The sequence below is a fragment of the Halomonas marinisediminis genome (assembly GCF_004347715.1).
Lineage (GTDB): Bacteria > Pseudomonadota > Gammaproteobacteria > Pseudomonadales > Halomonadaceae > Halomonas > Halomonas icarae.
The window spans coordinates 1-313 of the sequence record NZ_SLTR01000205.1 but is presented as its reverse complement, the minus strand read 5'-3'; the positions used below and the strand labels follow the sequence as shown (position 1 = coordinate 313).

At 71.2% G+C, this 313-nt stretch carries 1 protein-coding gene; it reads right to left on the bottom strand.

Annotation, left to right across the window (positions count from 1 at the left end; genetic code table 11):
• Positions 1-74 precede the first annotated feature (74 nt).
• Positions 75-313 (bottom strand): hypothetical protein (locus E0702_RS19175; protein WP_165927586.1); only part of this gene is annotated, 239 nt, incomplete at its 5' end.

Here is a 313-nt window from a genome sequence, read left to right as displayed (position 1 = left end):
ACCTGCGATCCAGGGCAACGCGCCGCCGTCCCGACAGGGGCGGCGGCGTTGTCATGTCGGGTCCTGGGGGCAGGTTACTTGATGACCCTCAGGTAGCCAGGCAGGGACTGCGCCGGTGCCACTTCGGCAGCAGGGGCCGATGTCGGGGTGCCATAGCGCGCCGCAGGCTCGTGGAAGCCTTCGAGCACCCGGTCCTGAGCACGCACCTTGGGGCGGCGCAGGGCAGGCTGCCCGGTCTCGGTCGGGGCAGGCAGCGGCGTGGAGCGCGATTGTGTGACCTGGAACCGGTAGGGCGGCGACAGGATCGCGCCCT